Here is a 21,832-nt window from a genome sequence, read left to right on the forward strand (position 1 = left end):
TTCAGGCCACTTTCGGTTTCTTGTCGGATGTCAGCATGGCGATGCTGGCCAGGACCAGCGCCATGCCAAGGCACTGCACCGGCCCCAGCTGCTCATCCGGAAACACCGCTATAGCCGCCAATACCGTCACCACCGGTCCGAACATGGACACCACGCCGGCCCGGCTGGTATCGGTGCGGCGAATGCCCTCGAACATGAGGAAGAACGGAATCACGGTGGAGAACACCACCATGACCACCATCCAGCCAAGCGCCGGTGCCGGCAGCCACAAGCTCTCAAGCGGCACGCCCGGCAACAGGAATACCAGCATCGCCACCAGCGTGAAGCTGTTGGAAAGCTGGTTGAACCGCACCGATCCCAGCGGCTTCATCAGCGATTGACTGGCCCGCCAGAACAGGGCGTAGCACAGTGCCGCGCCGAAGCCGTAAGCAAGGCCGGCCGGGTTCACCGTACCGCCGTGCCAGCCGGGCATCAGTACCAGTGCGATACCGACCCAGGCGCCGGCGAAGATCAGCAGGGAGCGGCCCTCGGGCCAGCGCCGGTGTTCGATTGCCTGCAACACCATGACCATGGCCGGAAACAGATACAGCACCATGCGTGACAGGCTGGCGCCCAGGCTTTCGATGGCATGGAAGTCACACCAGGCGCTGATGAAGAACAGCAATCCGGTGCCGGCGCATAATCCCCACTGCCTCGGCGCCAGGCTGCCCGTCGGGGCGGGATTGCGACGCAGCAGCCACATGCCGCCCAGCCAGAACAGCGGCACGGCCAGGGCGAAGCGCCAGATCAGCAGCGCGTTCACGGAGACCCCGTGTTGATAGATCAGCCGGGCGAAAATGCCCTTGAAGGCCATGGCGAAAGTGGCCATTGCCACCAGAGTCAGGCCGGCTTGCCAGAAACCGCGACGAGTCATGGGAACTCCATCCGCAAAGAAGGCATGTTCCCGTCACGCCGCTGGGAAATCCAATGAAAAGCAGGATTGGCATCCATTCCCAGGTGGAATGGATGCCTTGAATATCGATAATAAAAAGTATTATCCGCCCGTTTCTCCGGGTTTCAAAAACCCTTTCAACAGATCCATGGGCAGCGGGAAGACAATGGTGCTGGAGCGATCGTTGGCCACTTCCGTCAGGGTTTGCAGATAGCGCAATTGCAGCGCCTGGGGCTGCTCCGACAGCGTGCGCGCCGCCTCCAGCAACACCTGGGCCGCCTCTTTTTCGCCGTTGGCGTGGATCACCTTGGCGCGGCGAATCCGTTCGGCTTCCGCCTGCCGTGCGATCACCCGTACCATGGCCTCATCCAGATCCACATGCTTGATCTCCACATTGGAGACCTTGATGCCCCAGGAGTCGGTCTGGTCGTCCAGGATTTCCTGGATGTCGCGGTTCAGTTCATCCCGGGAGGCCAGCATTTCATCCAGTTCATGCTTGCCGAGTACCGATCGCAGCGTGGTCTGTGACAGTTGGCTGGTGGCGGCAAAAAAATCCTCCACGTTGATCACCGCTTTCTGTGCGTCCACCACGCGGAAATACAACACCGCGTTGACCTTCACCGAAACATTGTCCCGGGAGATCACGTCCTGGGTAGGCACATCGAGCACGCGGATACGCAGGTCCACTTTCACCATTTGCTGCACGATGGGGATGATCACGATCAGCCCGGGTCCCTTGACCCGGTAGAAGCGGCCGAGCATGAACACCACGCCGCGTTCGTACTCGCGCAGAATTCGAAAGGCGCTGAGCAGAAAGGCGATCAAAAGGACCGCCAGTGAAATCCAGAAATAGTAGGTCGTCATGATGCGTCCTCCACATTCAGGGTCAGGCCATTCCGGCCGATGACTCGCAGTCGTTGGCCTTTGCGCACCGGAGTGGCGGTGCGGGCACGCCACAGCTCGCCATTGATGTGTACCATGCCGAGCATTTCGAAATCCTGGATGGCCACTGCCGACTGACCGAGCAGGGTGTCGGCGCCGCTGACCAGAGCCTGCCGCCGGGAACGGGTGATCAGACGGATAATGACGCCGACCAGAAGCAGGGATCCGGTGCCGACGGCGGCGATCACGGGCAATGCGATCTGGAACGCGGGCAGTTCGGTATCCATCAGCATCACCGAGCCAATCACGAAAGCGGCCACGCCGCCGATACCCAACACGCCGAACGAGGGCGACAGGGCTTCCGCCGCGATCAGCCCTATACCCAGCACAATCAACGCCAGGCCAACGTAGCTCACCGGCAACAGATGCAAGGCGTAGGCGGCCACCAACAGGCAAATGCCTCCAAGCACGCCCGCCACGCCGACGCCGGGACTGGAAAACTCCAGGATCAGGCCGTAGATGCCCACCAATAACAGCAGGTAGGCGACACTGGGGTTGGTGATGATCGCCAGAAAGCCGGTGCGCCAGTCCTGCTCGATGTTCCGTACCTGACTGCCGCTCAGCGTCAGGGTGTGTCGCTGCCCGCGAATTTCGATTTCCCAGCCTTCCAACCGCGATAACAAGGCCGGCAGGTCATCGGCGATCAGGTCGATGACGTTCTGTTCCAGCGCCTCCTCGGCGGGCAGGCTGGCGCCCTGGCGTACCGCTTGCTCGGCCCAGTCGGCATTGCGCCCGCGCAGTTCCGCCAGCCCGCGGATATACGCCACGGCGTCGTTGACCTGTTTATTGCGCAGGGCGGTGGCGCTGTCCGGCGCGGTGTTCTGATCTTCGCCATCGCTGCCGGCGGGCTTGGGGGCCGGGGCGCCGCCGCCCAACTCCACGGGGGTTGCCGCGCCAAGATTGGTGGCCGGCGCCATGGCCGCGATATGGGCGGCGTAGAGTAGATAGGTGCCGGCGCTTGCGGCACGGCTGCCGGAAGGGGCAACGTGGATGGCCACCGGCACCCGCGAGTCGAGAAGGGCGCGAATCATGGCGCGCATGGAGTGATCCAGGCCGCCGGGTGTGTTCAGTTGTAGCACGAACAAAGCCGCTGCCTCGTCGTTGGCGTCTTCCAGCGCGCGCACGAACCAGTCGCTGACCGCCGGGCCGATGGCGTCATCCAGGACCATCACGCGGACATCAGGTGGTGACGCGGATGCGGCGGAGTGTTGCGCGGAGGGCGATTGAGCGGAAACGGGGAGGGCGATCAGCACGGCCATGGCCAGCGCCAGAAGCAGGATCAGGAACAACGGCTTACGTGCCATGGTTCTCCTCCCGTTGAGGGCGAGGCCCGCCGGACTGGCGCGGCCCTGTATCCATGTAAACGCAAACCGTTGCCGAGTACCAGCGCTTTGCACGCTGGGCGATTTTGATCTCAGATTTCTTTTTAAATCAATTAATTACCATGGAAAATTAAAGTAAATATTTCACCGTTAGGCTGGTACGCTGACCGTCTTGTTCCAGTCAAACCCGGAGGTTTCACCACGGTAGCCGGACTGATTGGAGATCAAGCGCCCTTCGCCCACCGGTAAATCCAGGGACAGATGGGTATGACCGTGGATCCATAGATCCACCCGGCCGATACGGTCTTCAAGCCGGGAGAAGAACGCACCGTCCAGAGGTCCGGGAGAGAAGACCGGGTGGCAGCAGGCGCCGGCGGGGCCGTGATGACTGATTACCACGGTGGGGCCATCAAAAGGCTCGGCGATGCGCCGATCCAGCCATTCAATGGCGGCCTGGTGCAGGGCAAGCGCGTGTTCCGGTAGAAACGGCACCCCCTCGATGGTGATCAGTTGGTGATCGGGCATGCGCTGCGCGGCTATCGCCATTGGCTCATCCCGGCTTTCGCCGTCGTAGGCCAGATAATCGGTCCACAGGGTGCAGCCGAGGAAACGAACGCCGCCGATCACGGCCTGATCCTGGTCCAACACCTGGACCCGGGTCCCTTCCGCCCGCTTGCGCATGGCGGCCAGATTGTCCTGGATGTCGTGTCGGTAGTACTCGTGGTTCCCCGGCACATAAAGGACCGGCTTGTCATGCTTTTCGGACTGTTCCACGGCCCATTGCACACCACGGTCACCGGTGTCGATATCACCCGCGAGAACGATCAGGTCGGCGTCGGTTCCGGGGATATCGGGAATCGCCACCGACGGCTCGGCGTGGCGATACAGCTCGTTATGCAGATCACTGAGAGGATGGATGATCACGATGCTTCCTAGCTCCGGCAGGATGAGGTTGGGGACTTCAGGATAGCCCTTTCGACCCGGGAGTTCAGCTATCCAGGCCAACCGCGCCTTGCCGCTCGGCTCGCTCGCAGGGCGAGGAAACCGGTTTCCACGAGGATGGGGGATATTGACCTGGATCATCGGTGGGTCTCCCGGGCGGGACTATTTTGAATGAGCTCGCTACTGAGATCGTATGTAAGTCCAACAGGTCGGAGGTTCACCATGAACGGGAATACGCATTGGGTTTCCGCCGCCATCCTTTCCCGAAGTCTGGCCGTTACCGGCATGATGTTGTCCGGTGCGGTTGCGGCTTAACAAGGCCAGAGATGTACCCGTGCCCCTATGCTCAGGGCATGATGGGCGGACCGGGGATGGGGTACGGCAGAATGGCGCCGTCCCAGGACCTGGATGAGGATGATGTGCGCACTCTGATCGGCAGGCATCTGGAGTGGCGAGGCAATCCGCGCCTCAAGGTTGGCAACGTCAAGGATAAGGACAGCGACACCATTATCGCGGAGATCGTCACCGTCGACGGCTCTCTGGTCAGCGCATTGAAGTGGACCGGCATAGCGGGTGGATGAGACAGGTGCGGTGACGATGAGCGGTGCAATGGCGCGGGAACTGGCGACACCATTGTCGGATCGTCGGGGCTTCAGTGCGCCCGCAGTCGCGGGCGCACCAGGCTGAGATGAATGGTCAGGGCCAGCACCATCAGCCCCAGGGCATAGCAGGCGAAGGTGTCGCGGTGGCCGTCGTGCAGCCATGCCATACCCTGTGTCACCAGGGCGACCAAGGCGTAGTAGCTCAAACCCAGCAGGGCTCCGGCACTGCCGAGCGCATCGTGATAGTGTTCAAGAGCGCGGTGGAGGCAGACGGTGGTGGCCAGTGTCATCCCGGCGAACAGCAGGGCGGCGAAACTGATAAACAGCACCAATCCGGTCGGCGTGGGTGGCAGCGATGCCAACAGAACCAGGCCGGCGGACGCCGTTGTGATCACAGCCAGGCCCAGTGTAATCAAGGTTTCGCTGCGCCAGTTCCGGCTGCTCAATCCGCGTAGCAGCCAGGCCCCGGCTATGCTGCCGCAGGCCGCCACGGCGCCCAGGGCGCCGTAGTCGGCGGGGGAAAGCCCCCAACCGTCGATCAACAGCAGTGGCGCCTCGCCATGATAGCTGAACAGCACGCCGTTGCTGATGCCGATCAGCATCACCATTCCCCAGATGAACGGGTCCGTGGCCATGCGCCGGGCCACCGGCGCCAGCCGGGAGAGTGACGCCGAGGCGGCGCGGGTCTCGGGCCACTGTCGCTGGCTTGCCAGCCAGAGTAGGCTACCCAGCGTCAGCAGGACCGCCAGGGTGGCTCGCCATCCCCATACCGTGGTGACCGCACCGCCGATCAGGGGACCAAGCGCGGAGGACACCGGAATCAGCATGCCGACGACGGCGAATACCCGCAGCCGGGTGGTGCCGGCGAAGGCCTCCCGGCAAACCGCCTGGATCACCACCGAACAGGCGGCGGCACCGAAGGCCTGCACCGCGCGACCGGCCAGTAACGCGGTCATGCCGTCCGCCGTCAGACACAGCGCGCATCCCAGCAAGTAGACCGCCAATGCCGTCAACAGGACAGGGCGCCGCCCATGCAGATCGCTGACGCGCCCCCATACCAGGACGCCCAGGGAAAATCCGAGAAAGAACACGCTCAAACTGGTTTGGGCCTGATTGCGGGTGACTCCGAGGTCGCCGGCCAGATCGCCCAGCGCCGGGGTAAAGATGGTTTCGCCGATCTGCGGCAGCGCCACCAGGGCGACGATCAAGGCAATGGGCGGCGTGGTGGAGCGGACGGACATGGTGGGTGCCTCCTGGGGAAAAGGCGCGCACCTTAAAGCTCCGGGGCCATTGAATGAATATGTTTTAATGGAAGCCTTTATTAACGTTGAGTTACGGCTGATGCGGGCACGGCTTGATCACATGCGAACCTTTCTGGCTGTCTGCGACGGTGGCAGCATCGCTGCGGCGGGCCGCGCCCTGAGCGTTTCCGCGGCAGCGGTCAGCAAGCAGATCAGCGCCCTGGAGCGATCTTTGGAGACGACATTGCTGGAACGCACCACGCGACGCCTGGTGCTGACTCCGGCGGGAGTCCTGTTTCGTGATCACGCCATCCGTACCCTGAGATTATTGGAGACATCGGAAAGCGAATACCTGTCGCGGATACGCGGCGAACCGTCCGGAGTATTGCGGGTGGTAGCGGCGCGCTGGCTGGCCGAATACGCATTGGTCCCGAAGTTGGGGGCGTTCCTGGGCCGTTATCCGGGCATCGATCTGGAACTGGAACTGGCCGAACGATTCCCGGATATGGAACAGGAAAACGTGGATCTGATCTTTGGCATGTCGATGACCGGCAGCAACGGTCTGGTGCGGCGCTCGCTGGGCCGGACCGCTTACTGGTTGTGCGCCGCGCCGGATTATCTTGAGCGGCATGGTGTGCCGCGCACGCCTGATCAGCTTGGCGATCATCGGCTTATCACCCACCTGACGCGGCCCCAGCAGCAGTCTTTCCTGCGCGACGGACGCCGGCTGATGATGCGATCACCGCTGCGCCTCAATGATACCGGCGCCATTATCAGCGCCGTCCGGCAGGGATTGGGGCTGGCCTGGCTGCACCACTACATGGTGTGTGACCAGATCGAGACCGGGCGCCTGTGTCGCGTGATGCCGGAATGGGAGCGTCCGCCGATGACAGTGGATCTGTTTTACCGTTCCAGCGGCAGGGGGCTGCCGGCGCTGCGGCATTTCATCGATTTCGCCGTGGACGCCTGCCGGTTGCCACCGCTCTCGACAGCTCCGGCGGATGACGGCACTCTCTAGGTTCAAGCCTCACATGAGAGTCACTCATGCCTGTCCCGCTTCATCGTCTGCCGCCCATGGACGCCCTGCGCGGCTTTGTCGCCGTCGCCCGGCGCATGAGTATTACCGCGGCCGCGGAGGATCTGCATCTGACCCAATCGGCGGTCAGCCGTCAGATCCAGACCCTGGAAGCCCGCCTGGGTTGTCAATTACTGGTTCGGGAATATCGCGGCGTCAGGCTCACCGAAGAGGGCCGGCGGTTATTCCGGTCGGTGGATCCGATGATGCGGGAACTGCAGGAACTGGTGGAAACCCTTGGCGGCGGCGAACAGCGCAAACCGGTCACCATTACCGCCAGCATGGGCGTGGTGGGGTTGTGGCTGTTACCCCGACTGGGCGACTTCATTGCCCGGCACCCGGAAGTGGATGTGCGTGTGGCCGCCAACAACAGGGTGGTGGATCTGGATACCGAGGGCGTTGATCTGGCGATTCGCTATTGCGCGCGCCGGGCGGCCCCGGAAGGGGCGATCGAGCTGTTCGGCGATGAGATCATCGTGGTGGGCCATCCGGACTGGCAGGGCGTCGCCCTGGATCACCCGGACGTGTTCGCCGCTCAGGTGCTGCTGGAATTTGATGACCCGGACCACCCCTGGCTGCAATGGTCGTCCCATCTCGGCAGCGCCGGGCTGAACCATTTACACCCGGCCCGGCTGGTGCGCTTCAACCAGTATGATCAGCTGATTCAGGCGGCGGTGAATGGCCAGGGGCTGGCGCTGGGACGGCGGGCTTTGGTGGCGGATCTGCTCCGGGAAGGGCGGTTGCGGGAGTTTGATCTGGGCGAAGGCGTGCCGCCGGGCCGTTCGTTCAACCTCCCGGCCCAGAAGTACGCTCACTGGCTGGTCCAGGCGTCGCCATCACCCTCCGACGCGGTGCGGGCGCTGGCGCGATGGTTGGTTTCCCAGGCGACACCAAGCCATGAGTAAAACGCATGGCTTGTCTGCAAAATGATCGTTTGAGCGGTACCGCGCGGAGCTCTTGAATGGGGAATCCCCCAGACGGAGACACAGCGCATGAACTCTCTTTCATTGCCTTTTTCCCATCAGGAAGCGGCCATGCAAGCCCATCTCAGCTTTCATGTGCCGGGCACCAAACGCCCCCGCCACTACATGTATCCACCGGAGGATGGCTCCCCCCAGGACTCCGGCCAGTATGAAACCCGAGCCATGACCATTCTGGACGCGCGCCACGCGGACTTCGAACCGGGGCTGGACAGACAGGGGTTCCGATTACTGCGAACCGAAGTCGCGGTGCCCGATCGGGTGGACGATGATGCCTGGATCAGCGCGAGCTACTATCCGCCGATGGCGGAAATGGCCCGGCGCGCCACCGGCGCCGACCGTGCGCTGGTGTTCGATCATCAGGTCCGGCGCCGTGAGCCGGGACAGGTCACCGCCGGTTTCGGCCGGCATGGCGACGGCAGTCGCCCCGGGGCGGTGGGCCGGCTGCATAACGACTACAGCGAAGCCTCCGGGCGGGCCAGGGTGGCCGCCGTGCTGGCCCGCCAGGGGGAGCGCATGTCACCTCACAGCCGCTATGCCATCGTTAATCTGTGGCGGCCGCTAAGAGGACCGGTTCTGGATGCGCCGCTGGCGTTGTGTGACGCCTCGACCCTTTCGGTGCTGGACCTGAACCCGGCGGAAGTGCGCTACCGGGAGCGCACTGGCGAGATTTATCTGGCTCGCTACACCGCCCGCCAGCGGTGGTATTACTACCCGGCGATGACGCCGGATGAGGTACTGATTTTCAAGCAGTTTGACACCCAACTGAGCGGCACCGCCAGATTCACGCCGCATGGCGCTTTTGATCCGCCAGCTCTGCCCGACGGGGCATTGCCGCGTCACAGCATTGAACTACGCATATTGTTAATTCATCACTGATGGCTTGCGCCGGAAAGGAAGCAGCTATGGTTTCGAAACACGTCGCTCCCGTCATGGAGTTCTGGTACGACTTTGGCAGTAACTACAGTTACCTGAGCATCATGCGGGTGGAAGAGGAAGCGGAACGGCACGGCGTCGTCATCGCCTGGAAGCCGTTCCTGCTCGGCCCCGTATTCAAGGCGCTGGGATGGCAGGGATCGCCGTTCCTGGCGCAGCGGGAAAAACTGCGTTATGTGTGGCAGGACATGCTCCGTCAGTGCGAAAAATACCGGTTGCCATGGTCCCGGCCCTCCACCTTTCCCCGCAACGGACTGCTCTCCTCACGGGTGGCGCTGCTGGGGGCGGAGACCCCATGGATCGCGGAGTTCAACCGGCAGGTGATGCTCCACAACTTTCAGCGTGACCGGGATATCAACAGCGAGAAAGAGGTGGGAGGGATCCTGGCGGAGATGGGCCTGCCGGCGGAATCGTTGCTGAAGGCAGCCCAATCCGACCACAACAAACAGCGCCTGAAAGAGCAAACGCAGGAGGCTCTGGACCGCGGATTGTTTGGCGCGCCGACCTTTCTGATTGGTGACGCCATGTTCTGGGGCAACGACCGATTGGACGATGCCCTGCTGTACGCGGCGGCACAAGGAAATGAAACAACCGCCTATTAATTACCAGCCCCCGGGGCCAGACGGCCGTGTCACCAGCTCTGGCCCGGCGAGTTTCGCGCTGGCTTGATGATTTTTGTCGGGAATGGGGGCTCTCATACTGATACTTTTATGACTTTCGTGGCAGATACTCAAAATTTGCGATATTCCCCCGGCGTTTTCCCCGTCCAGCGCTTGAAGGCCCTCTGGAAGGCGCTTTGTTCTGAAAACCCGAGCAGGTAGGCGATATCAACCAGACTCAGGCTCGGGTCTCTGACATAGCCCAGTGCCAGAGCCTGCCTCAACTCATCAACAAATCCCCGGAAGCTGGTGCCACGTTGGGCCAGCTGGGATTTCAGCTCTTCTTCGCTCATGTTGGTAGCGTCGGCAACGGTGCCAATATCCGGCAGCCCTGCTTTGAAGGACTTCAATATCAACTGGCGGGCCTGTGCGACCCAGCCAGGTTCCAGCGCGGTACCCAGTTGCTTTACCAGGCCGGCGCAGACATCGTCCATCATCTGGCGAAGCTGGGGATTGGCGTGGGGCAGGGTGATAAACAGGTAAGAACCATCAACGCAGACCGCGGTTTCAGGCCGGGAGAAATGTACCGGGCAGTTAAAAAACGCGCAATACGGCGTGGTGTCTGAAGGCTCCGGGTGCTGGAACGAGACCCATTTGGGGGCCAGATCGTTGCGGTTGGTGAACCAGCGGGCCATGGCAACCGTGGTTGCCATATTCAGCTCGTCCTGCAACCGACCCAGTTGTGCCCTGTCCTGAAGACTGCTTCTCAGATAACGAATGTAGTCATTACCACTTTGTTCAATCACCACATGGGCGGCATCAATGGTGAGCATGGAATAACGCATATGCTGCTGCATCAACTCCGCGCCGGTGGAACAGCTCATGAGTGCAAAACCGTGGGATCCCAGATGGCCGGGCCGGATGCTTTGACCCAATTTCAGGCCCAGACAGGGTTCATCAAGGGTCTTTGCAGTGAGATTGAGCAGGTGATCGAACTTGGTGAAGGACACTCGGCCATTGGGATCATTCAAATCCTCCAGGGTCAGATCTGACTCACCGAGCAAGCCGGCAGCAGAAAGGCCCCTGGATTCAATAAAGTCGGTCACGAGTTTGACGAAGTGCACCGCTACGCTGTGGGTGTCTGCTGCCCCATGCGCCATTTTGTCTGACATCTTCTTATCTCATAGGTCCATCTGCTTTCGATAGAGCATATCAGCTCGAACAAGACTGCACCCGATGAATTGCTTGTTCTATGACGCCTCAATGGCTAAAAGGAAAAAGCAATTCCCTCGCTTTGTGAATCATCAGCTGGAGCGACATGGCCATGGCCAATGCGCCCCCGATGTTAACGCCGATTAGTATGCGGCTTCGTGCATCGCTTTTGCCGCCGCAATGGGATCATGGCTTTCCTCATACTTGCTAAGCCAAGCCTCGTAGTTATGCACGGCAGGCATATCTTCCGGGTGGAACCCAGGACGAAAATAGGTAAGCAACATGGGAAGCAGGCGGGCATAAATATCCAGCTGCCAGGGCAGGCCTTTCACAAACATTGCCAGGCATTGGCGGCGGCTAAAATCATCCGCCCTGAGCATGAAGAAAGGGGCGATCAGGGAGTACAACGAAAAGCCAACCGTGACATGGGTCATGGCCAGAGCACGACGAAAATAACCCACCCTGGCGACGCGTTTCATCACATCAAATGCCACCGCCCGGTGCTCCATCTCTTCAATAGCATGCCAGGCGAACATGGCACGAATTCGGTCATCCGCACCCTCGGTGGATGATTTATGCGCAAAGAACAGCTCAGCCATCATGGCAGTGTAGTGTTCGAACGCCGAAGTTAGCGCAATGTTGTATTCCGGCGAGTTATCCTGAAGTCGCTTGTCCATTACCCGCTTGATCCGAGACGTGAACTTCTCGATCGGGATCCCCTGTCGCTTCAGACGCTTGTTGTAATTGGCGTGAACAATGCCGTGCTGGCCTTCCTGCATGGTAAAATCACGGACTTCCTGCCTGAGCACACTGTCCTGAATCTTGTCCTTGAAGGCCCGTACAGAGGAAATAAAGAAACGTTCACCATCCGGAAACGTGGCCTGAATGGCATCAAACACGCGGGTTTTATAGGGATCCCCGTCTTGCCAATAGGTTGGGATATCCTCTGACGTCAACCCAAAATTCAGGTCCTTACGTACGACGATGGTTTCTTTGTGCGATGACATTATTCGCTCTCCTGGCAATTCAGCGGCTGGGCGCGGCATAGCGATCAAATTCAACCGGGTCATGGGAACTGAACAACGACACTTCATCTGCATGACTGAGTGCCAGTTCCCGTAACCGCTGCAGGTTCCTGACGCGCTCGGAAGGCAATGAGGCTATCCCTTTCTGGAACATCATTGAGCCAAAGGGGACTCTAGGATTCTCCGTAACCTGGCTATGGTGGTAATAGGCATCGCCGCAGTGCAGCAGCCAGCGCTCCCCCTGTTTGACAGCGACACCGGTATGTCCGCGTGTATGACCCACCAGAGGGATCAGCAGAATGTCCGGCGACAGGCCCGGAATGGCACGTATGCTGCTGAAGCCAAACCAGTTTTCCCCTTGCTCTTCATGGACGACCCAATCCGGCTGGTGATCAAACTGGATCGGGCGAAAGCGGTTCTTTTTACGAAAGCCGGGGTTCAGCAATTGCTCCAGTTCAGGCTTGAAGATATGAACCTGTGCCTGGGGAAAATCAGATAACCCGCCAGCATGATCAAGATCCACATGGGTGAGAGCGATGTGCCTCACATCGGAAGCCCTGAAGCCTAGTTGCTGAATCTGGTGCAGGGCGGTTTCCTGATAGTCCAGCCGAGGCTGGAAGATAGGCGGGTAGGCGAGGCCCAATCGCTTTCTTGGCTGATCGATGTCGTGGGTACCAAGGCCGGTATCGACAAGGATAAGCCCGCCCGGTGCTTCGATAAGAAGGCAATGGCAGACCAGTTTTCCCTTCTTGAAAATCTGCCCGTCCTGATTGTTCATCAGTCTGTCGCAGAGCGGGCACATGGTGCCGCAGTTCAGGTGATGAATACGGATGCTCATTGAGGCTCCTTGTTCCAATGGCCTTGAAGACCATCAAAATCCAATATCACGGAATAGTAACCCTGCAGGGCAACCGGGTATTGACCCAATCCCTGTTGCTATGACCCAACATGTCACAACGAGAGGTGGGTCAACACCACCGTGTTTGAGTCAATACGCCACACGCCAGACGATCAACAATAGTGAGGTGAATCATTGCCTAATTGACGACACTGGAGCAGGGCATGCCTATTGGATTCTTCGAAAAACCTACCAGCCTTATTGATCGGTTATACCGATGGGTCGCCATCAGGCTTTCGAAATTCTCTCATGGTGCCGATGCCGTGCCCCCGAAAGAGGCGCTGCAGGGATATCGTGATGCCCAAAGATTAGCCAATGACACGGTGTTGCATGTCGGGAAGCTGCTTAAAGTGGGCATGACAGAAAAGGAAGCCGCCGGGCTACTGGAAGGCTACCTGGAAGAGCACGGCAGTGAGCGTTACCTGCATCGGCCCTTTGCCTGGTTTGGTAACCACGCCAGGTTCGATGAATACACCAGTTACGATGATTACCATCCTGGAGAGAGGAAACTGGAATACGGTGCCACCGCCATTCTCGACGTTGCCCCCATTGTTAATGGTTACATTGGGGATGTGGGCTATACCTTGTCCATTGGGCCGAATCGGGAGCTGGACATTGCCCGCGAGTTCCTGCTCCAGCTGCGTTCTGAAATCCCCCGGCTATTCATGAGCGAGATGACCCCGGCTGAAATCTGGCTTGAGGTTGATCGGCGCATTGCCGCCGCGGGTTACGACAATATTCACTCCAAATACCCTTTTTGCACATTGGGGCACCGTGTCTTTCGGGTTAAGCCCAAAAAAGGCAAGGAGCGCCGCCTGGGTAGCAAATACTTTGGCTGGTTTTCGGTAGATGCCAATCTGGCCTTCCTGAAATTTGGCCCTTCCGTGACGATTAACGCAGAAAATGTGGGCAAGAAGCTCGGAGTGTGGGCGATTGAGCCACACATTGGTTGGAGCGGGGGAGGGGCCAAATTCGAAGAAATTCTGGTGGTGGAGCCGGATCGTTGTTACTGGATTGATAACGACGTTCCCCACCTGAAGCCCGATGATCAACTCTCTCACCCTGTCGCGGGATAGTGCTGGACAAATCTGGAGTTGAAAGATGGTAAATATTCCCGAATTCATGCAGTCGCTGCAGGCATTAGAACCCGCGCCAGCTGAAGCCTTTCCTGAAACCGGTCACCTGTCCAGATACCTGGCGGTGAATAAGGTCAAGGTACCGAAACCCGGCCATGGGGAAGTGCTGGTGAAAGTGTCACGCGGAACGATCAACCCGAATGATATTTATCACGTTCAGGGGATCTACACTGCAACAGAAGGGGAGCCTTTCCCGAGAAATCTGGGGTTTGAGGGGGCAGGCGTTGTTGTTGCCTCTGGTGGTGGCCTGATTGGCAGGGTCAGAATAGGGAGCCGCGTGGCGTTCTACGCCACGGGCATGTTTGCCGAGTATGTGATCTGCAATGCACTGGACCTGATCGATATTCCCTCGGATGTGGATTTCGCCACAGCAGCCTGTTCGGTTGCCAATCCCATGACCGCCCTGACAATGCTCGATGTGGCTCGTCGTGCTGGCGCCAGCACCATCGTGAATACCGCCGGGGCCAGCGCGCTGGGGAAACTGCTGATCCGGCTTGGCAAGCAGAAGGGTGTCGGCGTGATTTCTGTCGTCCGGCGAGACGAACAGGCCGATATTTGCCGCAATGCCGGCGCCCTCGAGGTCATTAATTCCAGCCGGGGCAACTTTGATGACGAGCTCAAGGAGGCCTGTGAATCAACGGGCTGCTTCATGGCCTTTGACTGCGTTGCGGGGGAGATGCCTCAGCATCTGCTCAACGCCCTTCCCAAGGAGGGTGGGGTCGTGAAGATGTATGGCTATATGACGCCAGGCACCGTTGAGATTACCCCGCAAAGCCTCTTTCCCGAGCGAAGAATTGAGACCTTCGAGATCAATGCCTATCTGGATCGCATGAGCCTGCTTAAAAAGGGCATGGTGGCCTGGTCTATCCGTAGTGGTATGGGCAAGGACCTTGTCACGGAGATTCAAAAGAGCTTCCCGTTGAGTGATGGTGTTGCCGCCTTCTCGTGGTATAGCCAGAACATGACGGGTGGGAAAGTGCAGATTGTTGCGGATGCTCACCTATGAAATTTAGTCGCAAGACATCCTTATTGGGTCTGGTCATTGTTGTTTCCGCGGTGTCTGGCTGGGTCGTGACTGAGCCCGCCTCTTATCATGAGGTTGGCGATATCCGTGTCTTTGGTAATACCCCAAAGGAGATTACCGAGATGGCCACAGGCGACGTTATTGCCAGCGAAGGCCGCACCCTGGCAGAAAAGCTTCCCGGACACGATGAAATCTTGCCACTTCATGATGGCAAACATGTCCTGGTAAGCGGTAGAGACGAGTGGATATGGAAGGTTAACCTCCATGACGGAAGCTCGGAAAAACTGGCTTACTCGCCGGTATCACCGACTGGAGCAAGAATTGACCCCAACAATCCCGGGCAGGTGTATTTCTGCATGGCCCGACTGGATTTCCATGACTATGAAAACGATCCGGGGCTGTACAAACTTGACCTGAAAAGTGGCACCTTTATCCCTGTTGTCACCCGCGTTCCAGTAACAGGGAATCTGCGCCCGGACGGCCTTGAGATTCCCAATCACGCTAATGACAATCAGGAAGTCGTTCATCTGCCACCCTACAAGCAGACCGACGTTACGAGCCTGGAGGCTTCCAACAGTCGCGTTCTCCAGTTCTGTAATGACCTGGACATTTCCCGCGATGGCCAACATATCTATATCACCGAGCCGTTTAGCCACCCAAAGGCGTCATCAGGCCTGGGGGCCTTTGCTGAAGGCATTACCCTGGCCCGCAACGGACGGGTATGGCGCTACGATACCGATACCCAGCAGGTTGGTCTGGTACTGGAAAACAACATTTTTTCCGATGGCATCCTCATCGAATATGACGCCAGTGGTAACGAAACCGGGCTGTTAATCAGTGAAACCGTGAATTCGAGAATAGGGCGTGTTCACCTGTCAGGAGAGAAAGCCGGGGAGTACGAGCTTCTTTGGGACGATCTGCCCGGCCTGCCGGATGGTATGGACCGTGATAGCGAAGGTCGAATCTGGGTTGGGTTGATCAAAGACCGAACCGCCTTGATGACCTGGATGCACCGTAATCCGTGGCTAAAGCCTTTGGTGCTGAGAATCCCGCCCCATTTGCTTCCCGCCTCTAAAGGCACCGCTGTGCTGGGCCTGTCACCGGATGCGAGCCGCGTCATCGCATACACCCATCATGATGGATCACGGCTGCTGGACATTTCTGTCGTCGTTCCTGTCGGTAAAGACCTGTATCTGTCCAGCTTCTATAAAAATAATGCCGGAATTCATTCTGTCCCGATAAAAGCCGTACTCGGTGGATCCTCACCTGAGTGAGTCGATCATGAGAAAAAGACTTCTGCTTGCAGCCGTTGTCATGGGGTTAACCCTCTGGTCAGTCATGACCTTTGATATGAGTGATTACCACGCTCACAGGAAATCACCGCTCTCATACACAGGGCTGGTGATCAACAGCCACCACCCTGAGCGGCTAGGGGGCTTTTACCTCAATACCTTTGGCGGGCAAAGGGTTGAGTCGGGTATGGGCACCTTTTCACTCCAAACGCCGGGTTATAACGGGGAGGGGCCTTTACTCATCATCGAGAAGCTGTCAGACCCAGCCTCAAATAATGCACACCAGGCGTTCGATCACGGTTATGTCCATCTCTGTTTTGAAGCCGATGATGTGTCACGGATAAAGGCATTATTCATCAAGAATGGTGGGGAGATAATCAGTCATTTTGATCCGACGGATCCTACGGTTGCGTTCTATGGCAAAGACCCGGAAGGCAACCTGGTGGAAGTGCACCAGCCTTTTCCGACGCCATTCATCCCACGTACGGTGGCGAGAACCTTTTTGTCCTATCTACAGATCAAAAGCGGTATGGGTGTGGCGCACTCCGATTCTGTCAGGTTTATTCATACCAATATCAACACATCGGACTGGGTCAAAACCGTCAGTTTCTACCAGGCTGCATTCGGGACCGAGCCCACCGGCCCGAAGCGGGATTATGACGGAGACTATATCGGGTTGCTGACTGGCGTGCCGGGCGCAGCCGTAAAGGGGCGGCATGTGGCATTACCTGGCTATTCGGCAGGCGGTCCCACCTTTGAAATATTTACCTATAACCTGACGGCAAATCACTTCCCACGAAAGCGCGACCAGCTGGGCTATGTGATGACCGAGTTCATTGCCGATGATCTGGATAACACGGTAAGACGCGTCATCAATGCGGGCGGCAAGATTGAGGCGCCCATGAATAACACCAGCGTATTAGTCAGTGATCCTGGTGGAAACCTGATACGTCTTATTCCTGATCGCTAGGGAGCCTCTGAATAACTCCTTGCATGCTCAGTCTTTCAGGCTGGTTCGCAATCTAGGCGCACTTTTTGATGGCATGCTGGTTGCCTGTCGAGAAAGTGCAACAACGAGTGCGGACCAGCCTGGAAGACCCGGAGGGCGCGGCCTGGAGCGCCCATCTGCTGCGCCTTGCCTCTCGGAAAGGGAGCCACCCTGACCATCGAGACAAGACACAACAGCTGCACGCTCCAGGCCACGCTGAGTACGCAAGGAGTTATTCAGAGGCTCCCTAGCATTCACCCGGAGAAACCCATGGTCCAAGCCATACCAAAGACCATGTTGGCATTGCGCCAGCATGCCCCAGTCCCGGAAGACGCGCTTTCTGATCCAGAGAAGATCAAGCAATACGTCTCTCTGGAAACCGTTCCTGTGCCGGAGCCAGGCCCAGGCCAGGTGCTCGTTAAGGTGAGTCGAGGATCCCTGAACCCCAATGACCTTTACCACATCAAGGGGGTGTACAGTTCAACGTTTGACTACCCCTATCCCCGAGGCATGGGATTCGAAGGGGCCGGAGTGGTCGTTGCCAGCGGGAAGGGATGGCTCGGCAAGCTACGCCAAGGCAAGGGGGTCTCGTTCTACAGCAAAAATGGTCTGTTTGCAGAATATGTTCTGGCTGACGCGATGCAGCTAATTGTATTGCCGGAGGCGGTGGGCTTTAAGGAAGCAGCCTCATCCGTAGCCAATCCTATTACCGGTACGGGCATGGCACGCTGGGCAAAACAGTCCGGTTCAGAGTACTTCTTCATTACCGCGGCAGCCGGCGTGGTGGCGACCATGACCATGCGAGTGGCTCGCTCCTACGGTCTGAAGCCTATCGCCATTGTACGGCGGGAGGAGCAGGCGGAAGTGTGTCGGCAAGAGGGCGCCAGTCATGTGCTCAACCAAACCGATCCGGATTTTCAGGAACAGCTGGCTAAACTCTGTGCGGAAGTGAACTGCACCTATGGTTTTGATTCCATAGGCGGACACATGCCCCTGACGCTGATGCGGGCCATGCCGCAAGGTTCGACCCTTTGCATGTACGGCTATTTCGACACAGGTCCAATGCAGTTTGAACCACAAAAGCTGTTTAATGGCTGGAAAGTCGATTATTTCGAAACCGAATACTATCTGGCGTCGCTGTCGTTGTTATCCCGCTACCGGCTTAGCCGGGAGGTCGTTAACAACATCAATGGCCTGTTTCAGCCAAGAATCCATAAAACGTTTGCTCTGAAAGACGCTCTACAGGCTTACACGTACTACAGCCAGAACATGACTGCAGGAAAAGTCCAGATTGTGGCCGATCCATCGCTGTAGCCGAGCAGGGTGAACGGAGGCTGGCTGTTACAGCGGATGGCAGAGAGTAGCCGGCGCCTTGGGCCGGCAATCCCGTCGGCGGGCCGCGGCCTTGCATTGATCTCTTTCATCTCAATCTGGGCATTTCGCAGCGAAATGACCATACTCGCTACCCCCAGGGATAATGAGTATGGTCGCGTGCCGTTGCTATATCGTGGTGGCGCATAAGGTGGTCTGGCTCCCGTAACAAGCCATGTTTTCGTTACCCTGAGCCTCTACCCCATGTGAAGTCTTAAGAAAGGCAGGATTTCCTCCATGGCGAGCCCGACCGGTTCCGGATTATCGTACAGGTCGTAATGTGACCAATCTTCCAGCTCCACGATTTTACGATCCTTTGATGCAGTGGAGCGTCCATAGATCTCTTTGCCATCACGGTAGGCACCAAAGGCGCCCACTTTTTGTCCGACGACGACCATGATGGGTTGAGTCATCAGCAGCTCAGCAAAACCGAAGGCATCCCAACCCAGCGTATTCTGAGCGTGTGAGAACAACATTCGGGTGGCACCACCAGGTTGCTGGCCTCTGGGGGTCTTGTAGTACTCCGTTGCCTCAAACACGTCCCGTTCAGTCAGGCCATTCTCTTTGGCAAACTCGACGCTGGGCGGGAGCAATTCATTCACCTGCAACTCGCCTCCGCGGGCCTCAAGGGTGCGTTGTGCCGCCATTGCCTCCAGGGCGCCAATGGGATCGAATTCGGTAAAGGCTTCGCGAAACAGGCGGCCAAGATTGACCGGTGTGATACCCACAACCGCCTTGATACGCTTTTCGGTCATGGCGGCATTGAGGACGTACCCACCACCGCCGCAGACACCAATAACGCCGATGTGGTCAGCATCCACGTAGGGCAGGGTGACCGCATAATCGATCACATGGCTGATGTCTTCTACCCGCTGAGTCGGGTCTTCAACCCAGCGGGGCGACCCGCCAGATTCGCCCTGATAGGACGCGTCGTAGGCAATGACCACATAACCTGCTTCCGCCAGTGCCTTGCCATACACCGCACTTGAGGTTTGCTCCTTGCAACTGCCGAAGGGATGAACGCTCACGATAGTGGGATACGACCCTGCCTTGTCGAAATCTGGCGGATAGAGAATCAGCGCTGAAATATCCCAGGCCATATCAGCGTTTCGAAAGTTGACCTTCTCCATGGTGTGCTCCTTTTCAATTCTGTTTGCAGGGGAGCCAGGTTGGCTTGTCTCCCCATTAAAATGACAACTCTCAGATTGTCGTGAGGGCTTACAAAGTGCGGGTAAAGAACGGCGCCAGCACCGATACCGCTTCATTCACATAGTTGTCCTTGTCATAGAGGGACATGTGATTCGCGCCTTCGACGACATGGAAACTCTTGTCGGTGCTGGCGACGCGGTTGAACAGGTCGTCACTCATCCACTTGCTGCCCGCCTGGCTACCGGCGACCACCTGCAGAGGTTGGGTGAAGAACGCTTCAGCCTTATGGAAGGCATCGTAGGTAATGATCTGGTTCAGGCTGCGGGCGGTAGCAAAGCCGGGGGCGGTCGGGTACTGGCACCGATCCGTGTGGTAGTACTCCCAGGCTTCACGGAGCTCCTCATTGGGCGCATCTTCTTCACGCAGTGGCGCCAGGGGAATAGTGGCAATATCCGCATCACTGGCATCGGAGGTACGGGCATCTGAGCCGCCCTGAATGACAGGCATGGCATCGGCGTCCTTGATGTCATTTTCCCAACCATTACGGAACATCTGGCCGATATTCACCAGGCTGACGGTCCCTACAGCTTTGATACGGCGATCATTAATGGCCGCATTCGCGGTATAGCCAGCACCGGCACAAATTCCCATGGCACCAATGCGATCATTGTCCACATAGGGCAGGGTAGTCAGATAGTCGATGACGGCACTGACGTCTTCAGTACGAATATGGGGGTTTTCCAGCTGACGAGGCTCGCCGGTGCTCTCACCTTGGTAAGACGCATCGTAGGCGATGGTCACAAATCCTTGTTCAGCCAGTTTTTTTGCATACAGGCCTGCTGTCTGCTCTTTAACCCCACCGCCAGGGTGGGATACGACCACCGCAGGATAGCTTTTGCTTTCATCAAAACCTTCCGGGAAGTTCAGGACGGCGGACATGCTGATGTTCTGACCGTTCAGATTAGGGAAATTAACCTTTTTCATCACAAGCCCCTCTTTTGGATTGGGTGGTGTTCATCTTCAGGACGATGTGTAGCGCATGAATTCAGTCTCCACTCATGCCGCCCTGATTTGTATCCACTATCCCGCATGGCCTGATTCGGCGCTTGTCCGAATTGACGCAATAATTGCCCATTTCAACAAAATCATGGCGTAGCTACTGGCGTCCCATCCGCTTCTGGTTACACTGAACCCATCACAACCAAGGGCAGGATGAGCATGACATCAGCGCCGGACAACGATCAGCCGTTGTTGGCTCGACTAGAGGCAAAGCTGCTGGCGATTGCCAAAACCGAAGGGGATTTCACTACCGCGATTCCCGCCCTGACGGTGCATCGTCGCAATTCGGTGACTGAGCCCATGCCGTGCATTTACTCATTGGGGCTGGCCATCACGGTTCGCGGCGGCAAGCAGGTAACCTTTGGTAACGAGGTGTTCAACTACGAACCCGGCGAGGCATTATTGGCCTCCGTGGATATGCCGGCCGTTTCCCGGGTTACACGTGGGTCGGCAGCAGAACCCTACATGGGCATCATGCTGTGCCTGGATACACGCATGGTGCTGGAGATGGCGGCCCAACTTCCATTGCGCAGAAACCGCAAAGGGGCCAGTCAAATCGGCATTCGCACCCACAAGCTGGATCCTGCGATATTGGACGCGATTACGCGGTTGGTGGATGTGAACGCCCAACCTGCACTTTGTCAGGCTGTGGCGCCGCTGATTCAGCGTGAGATTATCTGCCGCATTCTTGTCAGTGATTGTGGCCCCGCCTTTCTCTCACTGAATGAGGGCGCTAACCCCGGTCGGCAAATTGCATCCTGTATGGCATGGATGAAGCAGAACTATATGGAATCCGTGAGCATTGAATCCCTGGCCGAGCAGGCTTTCATGAGCCCCACCTCCTTCCGGCAGCATTTCAAGGCGGTCGCGGGCATGAGCCCCCTGCAGTATCTCAAAAATGTTCGTCTTCAGGAGGCGAGGGTGCTGATGCTCAATGAAGGGGCAGAGGCGGGGGCGGCCGGGCTGAAAGTCGGCTATGAGAGTGTGTCCCAGTTTAATCGTGAATACTCCCGTCTATTTGGTGCACCACCTTTAAGGGATGTAAAGCGCGTGCGCGAGCAGCAAGTTCTTGTCCAGCATAAACCGGAGGGAGAATAGCATGGGCTGA

21 protein-coding genes are annotated in these 21,832 nt (G+C 58.1%); 11 read left to right on the forward strand and 10 right to left on the reverse strand.

The window, feature by feature from the left end:
• Position 1: 1 nt before the first annotated feature.
• From A6D6_RS08105 to A6D6_RS08120, 4 genes are all read right to left on the reverse strand, one after another.
• Positions 2-913, reverse strand: coding sequence for a DMT family transporter (locus A6D6_RS08105; RefSeq protein ID WP_159660433.1), 912 nt, complete (start codon positions 911-913; stop codon positions 2-4).
• A 120-nt stretch (positions 914-1,033) separates the two neighbouring features.
• Positions 1,034-1,795: a slipin family protein gene (locus tag A6D6_RS08110; protein ID WP_159660434.1), complete on the reverse strand. Its 762-nt coding sequence runs from the start codon at positions 1,793-1,795 to the stop codon at positions 1,034-1,036.
• Positions 1,792-3,177 carry an NfeD family protein gene (locus A6D6_RS08115; protein WP_159660435.1) on the reverse strand — a complete coding sequence of 462 codons (1,386 nt, stop codon included), beginning with the start codon at positions 3,175-3,177 and terminating at the stop codon, positions 1,792-1,794. The genes A6D6_RS08110 and A6D6_RS08115 overlap by 4 nt, the downstream gene beginning before the upstream one ends.
• A 168-nt stretch (positions 3,178-3,345) precedes the next feature.
• Positions 3,346-4,119 carry a metallophosphoesterase gene (locus tag A6D6_RS08120; protein ID WP_159660436.1) on the reverse strand — a complete coding sequence of 258 codons (774 nt, stop codon included), beginning with the start codon at positions 4,117-4,119 and terminating at the stop codon, positions 3,346-3,348.
• 389 nt (positions 4,120-4,508) lie between these two features.
• Between A6D6_RS08120 and A6D6_RS08125 the strand changes: the two genes are divergently transcribed.
• On the forward strand, positions 4,509-4,718 hold the full coding sequence (locus tag A6D6_RS08125; RefSeq protein WP_159660437.1) for a hypothetical protein: 210 nt from the start codon (positions 4,509-4,511) through the stop codon (positions 4,716-4,718).
• Between the two features lie 71 nt (positions 4,719-4,789).
• Here the strand turns inward: A6D6_RS08125 and A6D6_RS08130 are convergent, their stop codons facing one another.
• A complete protein-coding gene (locus tag A6D6_RS08130; protein WP_159660438.1) occupies positions 4,790-5,980 on the reverse strand; it encodes a multidrug effflux MFS transporter in 1,191 nt (396 codons plus the stop codon).
• A gap of 67 nt (positions 5,981-6,047) precedes the next feature.
• Here A6D6_RS08130 and A6D6_RS08135 point away from each other — a divergent pair, with 67 nt between their 5' ends.
• The 4 genes from A6D6_RS08135 (at position 6,048) to A6D6_RS08150 (ending at position 9,573) form a co-directional block, all read left to right on the forward strand.
• Positions 6,048-6,998: a LysR family transcriptional regulator gene (locus A6D6_RS08135; RefSeq protein WP_159660439.1), complete on the forward strand. Its 951-nt coding sequence runs from the start codon at positions 6,048-6,050 to the stop codon at positions 6,996-6,998.
• A 26-nt stretch (positions 6,999-7,024) separates the two neighbouring features.
• Positions 7,025-7,960 carry a LysR substrate-binding domain-containing protein gene (locus A6D6_RS08140; protein WP_159660440.1) on the forward strand — a complete coding sequence of 312 codons (936 nt, stop codon included), beginning with the start codon at positions 7,025-7,027 and terminating at the stop codon, positions 7,958-7,960.
• An 87-nt stretch (positions 7,961-8,047) separates the two neighbouring features.
• Positions 8,048-8,914, forward strand: coding sequence for a CmcJ/NvfI family oxidoreductase (locus A6D6_RS08145; RefSeq protein ID WP_201303732.1), 867 nt, complete (start codon positions 8,048-8,050; stop codon positions 8,912-8,914).
• Positions 8,915-8,940: 26 nt separating this feature from the next.
• Complete coding sequence (locus A6D6_RS08150) at positions 8,941-9,573, forward strand: 2-hydroxychromene-2-carboxylate isomerase (protein WP_159660441.1); 633 nt, start codon at positions 8,941-8,943, stop codon at positions 9,571-9,573.
• A 128-nt stretch (positions 9,574-9,701) separates the two neighbouring features.
• On the opposite strand, the gene A6D6_RS08155 is transcribed toward A6D6_RS08150, so the two are convergent.
• From A6D6_RS08155 to A6D6_RS08165, 3 genes are all read right to left on the reverse strand, one after another.
• The gene (locus A6D6_RS08155; RefSeq protein ID WP_159660442.1) at positions 9,702-10,742 is read right to left on the reverse strand and encodes an AraC family transcriptional regulator; all 1,041 of its coding nucleotides are present in this window, start codon (positions 10,740-10,742) and stop codon (positions 9,702-9,704) included.
• A gap of 183 nt (positions 10,743-10,925) precedes the next feature.
• Positions 10,926-11,789 carry a metal-dependent hydrolase gene (locus A6D6_RS08160; protein ID WP_159660443.1) on the reverse strand — a complete coding sequence of 288 codons (864 nt, stop codon included), beginning with the start codon at positions 11,787-11,789 and terminating at the stop codon, positions 10,926-10,928.
• A 19-nt stretch (positions 11,790-11,808) separates the two neighbouring features.
• Positions 11,809-12,645 (reverse strand): MBL fold metallo-hydrolase, encoded by an 837-nt coding sequence (locus tag A6D6_RS08165; protein ID WP_201303733.1) that lies wholly within the window; start codon positions 12,643-12,645, stop codon positions 11,809-11,811.
• Between the two features lie 224 nt (positions 12,646-12,869).
• Here A6D6_RS08165 and A6D6_RS08170 point away from each other — a divergent pair, with 224 nt between their 5' ends.
• The 5 genes from A6D6_RS08170 (at position 12,870) to A6D6_RS08190 (ending at position 18,459) form a co-directional block, all read left to right on the forward strand.
• Positions 12,870-13,781, forward strand: coding sequence for a M24 family metallopeptidase (locus A6D6_RS08170; protein ID WP_159660444.1), 912 nt, complete (start codon positions 12,870-12,872; stop codon positions 13,779-13,781).
• 25 nt (positions 13,782-13,806) lie between these two features.
• Positions 13,807-14,847 (forward strand): alcohol dehydrogenase catalytic domain-containing protein, encoded by a 1,041-nt coding sequence (locus A6D6_RS08175; RefSeq protein ID WP_159660445.1) that lies wholly within the window; start codon positions 13,807-13,809, stop codon positions 14,845-14,847.
• Positions 14,844-16,139, forward strand: a complete 1,296-nt coding sequence (locus A6D6_RS08180; protein ID WP_159660446.1) for an SMP-30/gluconolactonase/LRE family protein — start codon at positions 14,844-14,846, stop codon at positions 16,137-16,139. Before A6D6_RS08175 ends, A6D6_RS08180 begins: the two co-directional genes overlap by 4 nt.
• 7 nt (positions 16,140-16,146) lie before the next feature.
• Positions 16,147-17,127, forward strand: coding sequence for a VOC family protein (locus tag A6D6_RS08185; RefSeq protein ID WP_159660447.1), 981 nt, complete (start codon positions 16,147-16,149; stop codon positions 17,125-17,127).
• Positions 17,128-17,415: 288 nt separating this feature from the next.
• Entirely contained in the window at positions 17,416-18,459 is a 1,044-nt protein-coding gene (locus tag A6D6_RS08190; protein ID WP_159660448.1) for a zinc-binding dehydrogenase, read from the forward strand.
• A 254-nt stretch (positions 18,460-18,713) separates the two neighbouring features.
• On the opposite strand, the gene A6D6_RS08195 is transcribed toward A6D6_RS08190, so the two are convergent.
• Positions 18,714-19,646 (reverse strand): alpha/beta hydrolase, encoded by a 933-nt coding sequence (locus A6D6_RS08195; RefSeq protein WP_159660449.1) that lies wholly within the window; start codon positions 19,644-19,646, stop codon positions 18,714-18,716.
• Positions 19,647-19,734: 88 nt separating this feature from the next.
• Positions 19,735-20,649 carry an alpha/beta hydrolase gene (locus tag A6D6_RS08200; protein WP_159660450.1) on the reverse strand — a complete coding sequence of 305 codons (915 nt, stop codon included), beginning with the start codon at positions 20,647-20,649 and terminating at the stop codon, positions 19,735-19,737.
• Between the two features lie 234 nt (positions 20,650-20,883).
• Between A6D6_RS08200 and A6D6_RS08205 the strand changes: the two genes are divergently transcribed.
• Positions 20,884-21,822, forward strand: a complete 939-nt coding sequence (locus A6D6_RS08205) for an AraC family transcriptional regulator (RefSeq protein WP_159660451.1) — start codon at positions 20,884-20,886, stop codon at positions 21,820-21,822.
• The last annotated feature ends 10 nt before the right edge of the window (positions 21,823-21,832 follow it).

It is taken from the genome of Alcanivorax xiamenensis, from assembly GCF_009846745.1.
Lineage (GTDB): Bacteria > Pseudomonadota > Gammaproteobacteria > Pseudomonadales > Alcanivoracaceae > Alloalcanivorax > Alloalcanivorax xiamenensis.